The following is a 4,329-nucleotide window of genomic DNA, read 5'->3' on the forward strand; positions in this document are numbered from 1 at the left end:
GCTCGGATGTGGCCGTCCTTCGGATTGGATGGCCACGAGACCGAGCGGCTTTGCTTCATGCGCCATATAGCCGAACGGGCTCACATAGGCCGTCACGCTGTCGAGACGCCGAAGGCCGCCTGGTCCCGCATGATCGAGATCGAGCGCGATGCCGTCGAGCCGGGCGTAACGGTAGTTGCCGCCGTGGATCTCGGTTTCATGCATGGCCTCGAGCTGGGCCGGATCGAGCCAGGTCACGGCCAATTGCACGCGCATGCCCGGAACGAACATCAGATTGGCCGGAATGGCGCCGTAACCCGACATATGGGTCGCGAAGACCACGTCGTGATCGGCCAGCCAGGCGCGCGAGACGGGGATGCGGTGGCGCCGCGATCCTTCGAACGGGTATTTCCGGCCCAACTGGTAAGGCGACCGGTTCGAGCCGATCGCGAGGACCGGCGTCCGGCCCTCGAAACCGGCATCGGCCGGCAACGGCAGCGGCGCGGCTTGCTGATTGTCGAACAGATATGAGCGCGCCGGCACGTCATAGGGATAGCGGGTGGCGCGAAAGAGCCACTCCGGCAGATCGTCCGGCCGGACTCCGGCGGTCATGGAAATCTCAGGCCCCGGGCGGGCGCTCGGAGCCGTTCAGGACCTCGATGCGGAAGCGGCTCATCGCATCGTCCACCGTGGCCCAGGCCTGCTTCTGCCACTCGGCCTTGGCCTCGTCATAGCTGGCGAAGGGACCGAACCAGTTCTCCTTGCCGTTGACCGGCTCGCGGAAGCTGGTGTCGCGATAACTGCAGCCGACCACCCAGTAGTTCTGCGGCGACTGGTCCTTCTCGGCTTCGATGCGATAACGCGCATGGGCGTTGTCGACCGAGCCCCAGGCCAGCTCCTGCCACTTGGCCTTGGCATCCGCATGCGTGTCATAGGGACCGAATCGGCGCACGGCGGTGCCGGCCACCGGCTGGTCGAAGCTCGTGTCCTGATACTCACCACCGACGACCCAATAATGTGTCATGGCTGAGACTCGACTAAAAAGGGGCGCCCCCACCGGAATCGGGAGCCAATCCGTCCTTGCGGCGCTCGAACGCCGATCTTTAGGGGCCCGGCCGTCGAGCGTCGTTGCGCAAGCGCGCGGGCCCGTTATAGTCCTCCGTTATGGCTGACAAATCATTAATTGGTCCCGACGACTTTCGTCAAATCTACGACCTGTTCCAGGCCTCGATCTCGCGGTTCGATTGCGGGCAGAAATGCGCGCCCCTGAACGGGGGGGAGCCGGTCTGCTGCTCGACCCAGCATGCGGTGCCGGTGGTCCAGAAGGTCGAATGGGAGCTCCTGAAGAGCCGCACCGACATGTGGACGCGCTTCAAGCCCTATGACCGGGCGACGCGCCAGATCGTCAAGGAGATCGGCTCTTCCTGCGCCGCGGTCGAATGCCGGGGGGCTCGCCATTGCGAGCGCGACAATCGCAGCCTCGCCTGCCGCGCCTTCCCCTTCTTCCCCTATATCGACCGGGCGGGGAAGTTCATCGGCCTCGCCTATTACTGGGATTTCGAGGATCGCTGCTGGGTCATCTCCAACATGCAGATCGTCGAGGCCGACTTCCTCAAGGATTTCATCAAGGCCTTCGAGCTGCTGTTCGAGCGCGATCCCGAGGAATATGACAATTTCAAGAGCCACTCGGCCTCGATGCGCCGCGTCTTCTCGCGCCGGAAGAAGCCGATCGTCTTCATCGGGCTTGAAGGCGGTTTCTTCGAAGAGCGTGCCTATGGCAGGGGCATCCGCCCGATCGCGGCCGACAAGCTGCCCAAATTCGGTCCCTACAAATCCGACCGCGCCTATGCCCGCGCGCTGAAAGAGGCCCAGACCGAGGCGGCCGCGGGCGAGCATCACCCCGACGCGCATCTTGTAGGCGACCCGGCCCGCGCCGGCGCCTGAACCCATGGCCTATCGTTCGCTTCGCGATTTCATGGCCCGGCTCGAATCGGCCGGCCGCCTGACCCGCGTGCGCGAGCCGGTCTCCCCTGTCCTGGAGATGACCGAGATCCAGACCCGGCTCCTGGCCGAGGATGGCCCCGCCGTGCTGTTCGAGAATGTTCGCGACGGGTCGCGGCGCTGGGACATGAAGGTGCTGGTCAATCTCTTCGGCACGGTCGAGCGCGTCGCCTGGGGCATGGGCCGCGAGCCTGGCGAATTGCGGGCGCTGGGCGAGCAGCTCGCCTGGCTGAAGCAGCCCGAGCCGCCCGGCGGCTGGCGCGAGGCCTTCGAGATGTTCCCGCTGCTCAAGACCGTGATGGCGATGAAGCCCAAGACGGTCTCGAGCGCGCCCTGCCAGGACGTCGTGCTGAAAGGGAGCGACGTCGATCTGACGGCGCTGCCGATCCAGACCTGCTGGCCGGGCGAGCCGGCGCCGCTCATCACCTGGCCGCTGGTGGTGACGCAAGGCCCCAAGCCCAAGGAAGACCGCGCCGACAATTTCAATCTCGGCATCTACCGCATGCAGCTCCTGGGGAAGAACCAGACTCTGATGCGCTGGCTCAAGCATCGCGGCGGCGCGCAGCATCATGCGCGCTGGAAGGAAGCCAAGCGCGAGCCGCTGCCGGTCGCGGCCGTGATCGGCGCCGATCCGGCCACGATCCTCGCCGCCGTGACACCGGTGCCCGACACCATGTCGGAATATCAGTTCGCGGGGCTGTTGCGCGGCGAGAAGGTCGAGTTGGTCGATTGCAAGACCGTGCCGCTGAAGGTGCCGGCCGAGGCCGAGATCGTGCTCGAAGGCCATGTCAGCCTCGAGGATTATCGCGACGAAGGCCCTTACGGCGACCATACCGGCTATTACAACGCGGTCGAGCAATTCCCGGTCTTCACCGTCAGCGCCATCACCATGCGGCGCGACCCGATCTATCTTTCGACCTTCACCGGAAGGCCGCCCGACGAGCCTTCGGTGCTGGGCGTGGCGCTCAACGAGCTGTTCGTGCCGCTGCTCAAGCAGCAGTTCCCCGAGATCGTCGATTTCTGGCTGCCGCCCGAGGGCTGCTCCTACCGCATCGGCGTGGTCTCGATCCGCAAGGCCTATCCCGGCCACGCCAAGCGCGTGATGATGGGGATCTGGTCGTTCCTGCGGCAGTTCATCTACACCAAGTTCGTGATCGTGGTGGATGACGATATCGACGTGCGCGACTGGAAGGACGTGATGTGGGCGATCTCGACCCGCATGGACCCGGTGCGCGACCTGACGCTGATCGAGAACACGCCGATCGACTATCTCGATTTCGCCAGCCCCGAATCGGGCCTGGGCGGCAAGGTCGGCCTCGACGCCACCAACAAGCTGCCGCCCGAAACAAGCCGCGAATGGGGCCGCAAGATCCGCATGGACCAGGCCGTGGTCGAGAAGATCGACAAGCTCTGGCCCAGTCTGGGGCTGCCGGGTTCCGGCAAAAATATCTGGAAGCCCTCGAAATGAGGCACGCGGCCGCCCCGGTGCCGGTCATCACGATCCGCCGCGCGCGTGCCGACGAAGCCCAGGCCCTGACCGAGCTGTCGCTGCGCTCCAAGGCGGTCTGGGGCTATGAGGCGAGTTTCCTCGCGCGCTGCCGGGCCGCCATGACCCTGATGCCGGAGAAGCTGCGCGCCCATCCCTATTATGTCGCGACCGACGGCAGCGGCCAGCCGCTGGGCTTCTACGGCGTCGAACCGGAGCCCGACGGGCTGGGACTCGACATGTTCTTCGTCGAGCCCGATGTCATCGGCCAGGGTGTGGGTCGCGCCTTGTGGGACCATGCGGTCGCCATCGCGCGGGCGCTTGGCCATCGCGAGCTGGTGGTGGTGAGCGACCCCAATGCCTCGGGCTTCTACCTCAAGATGGGTTGCCGGACGGCCGGCACCGTCCCATCTGAGATTGATCCCGGCCGGTTCCTGCCCGTCTTTCGCTATGGGCTCGAGCCACGGTAAGCTTCCGCCTCGATTCCCCTCCCCCGCCATCGCATCCCGGAGAGCCCATGGCCGCCCGCAAGACGTCCGCCCGCCGTCCCGGCAAGACCCGCGCCAAAACGGCGAAGCCGAAAAAGAAGACCGCCGCCAAGAAGAAGGCGGCCGGCGCCAAGGGCAAGCCCGCCAAGAAGAAAACAGCCGTCAAGAAGACGACGGTGAAGCGGCCGGTGGCGAAGAAGACCGCCACCCGGAAGGCCCCGGCACCCAAGCGAGCGCCGAAGGCCAAGGCGAAAGCGGTGCCGAAGGCGACGATCGCGCCGACCCCCGCCCCGCGCCGCCTGCCGAGCGACAAGCGCGGGCCGCAGGGCCGCGACGCCGTCGCCCGCAAGCCGATGCATCGTCCGCTGCCGCGCG

At 66.1% G+C, this 4,329-nt stretch carries 5 protein-coding genes and 1 pseudogene; 4 read left to right on the forward strand and 2 right to left on the reverse strand.

What is annotated here, in order from left to right:
• Nucleotides 1-591 (reverse strand): hypothetical protein (locus ACREE8_RS07310; RefSeq protein WP_431572325.1); only part of this gene is annotated, 591 nt, incomplete at its 3' end.
• A 7-nt stretch (nt 592-598) separates the two neighbouring features.
• Nucleotides 599-1,003, reverse strand: a complete 405-nt coding sequence (locus tag ACREE8_RS07315) for a DUF4170 domain-containing protein (RefSeq protein ID WP_431572326.1) — start codon at nt 1,001-1,003, stop codon at nt 599-601.
• 140 nt (nt 1,004-1,143) lie between these two features.
• Here ACREE8_RS07315 and ACREE8_RS07320 point away from each other — a divergent pair, with 140 nt between their 5' ends.
• The 4 genes and pseudogenes from ACREE8_RS07320 to ACREE8_RS07335 form a co-directional block, all read left to right on the forward strand.
• Nucleotides 1,144-1,923 (forward strand): hypothetical protein, encoded by a 780-nt coding sequence (locus tag ACREE8_RS07320; protein ID WP_431572327.1) that lies wholly within the window; start codon nt 1,144-1,146, stop codon nt 1,921-1,923.
• A 4-nt stretch (nt 1,924-1,927) separates the two neighbouring features.
• Nucleotides 1,928-3,448: a UbiD family decarboxylase gene (locus ACREE8_RS07325; protein ID WP_431572328.1), complete on the forward strand. Its 1,521-nt coding sequence runs from the start codon at nt 1,928-1,930 to the stop codon at nt 3,446-3,448.
• Nucleotides 3,445-3,936, forward strand: a complete 492-nt coding sequence (locus ACREE8_RS07330) for a GNAT family N-acetyltransferase (protein ID WP_431572329.1) — start codon at nt 3,445-3,447, stop codon at nt 3,934-3,936. The genes ACREE8_RS07325 and ACREE8_RS07330 overlap by 4 nt, the downstream gene beginning before the upstream one ends.
• Before the next feature lie 47 nt (nt 3,937-3,983).
• Nucleotides 3,984-4,329: pseudogene (locus tag ACREE8_RS07335) on the forward strand (hypothetical protein); the annotation flags it as partial.

Origin of the sequence: Hypericibacter sp. (assembly GCF_050729195.1) — a bacterium.
In the GTDB taxonomy this organism is placed as follows: domain Bacteria; phylum Pseudomonadota; class Alphaproteobacteria; order Dongiales; family Dongiaceae; genus Hypericibacter.

Coding starts and splice junctions, on each gene's coding strand:
- ACREE8_RS07315 (WP_431572326.1), bottom strand. CDS start 1,003: ATGACACATTATTGGGTCGTCGGTGGTGAGTATCAGGACACGAGCTTC.
- ACREE8_RS07320 (WP_431572327.1), top strand. CDS start 1,144: ATGGCTGACAAATCATTAATTGGTCCCGACGACTTTCGTCAAATCTAC.
- ACREE8_RS07325 (WP_431572328.1), top strand. CDS start 1,928: ATGGCCTATCGTTCGCTTCGCGATTTCATGGCCCGGCTCGAATCGGCC.
- ACREE8_RS07330 (WP_431572329.1), top strand. CDS start 3,445: ATGAGGCACGCGGCCGCCCCGGTGCCGGTCATCACGATCCGCCGCGCG.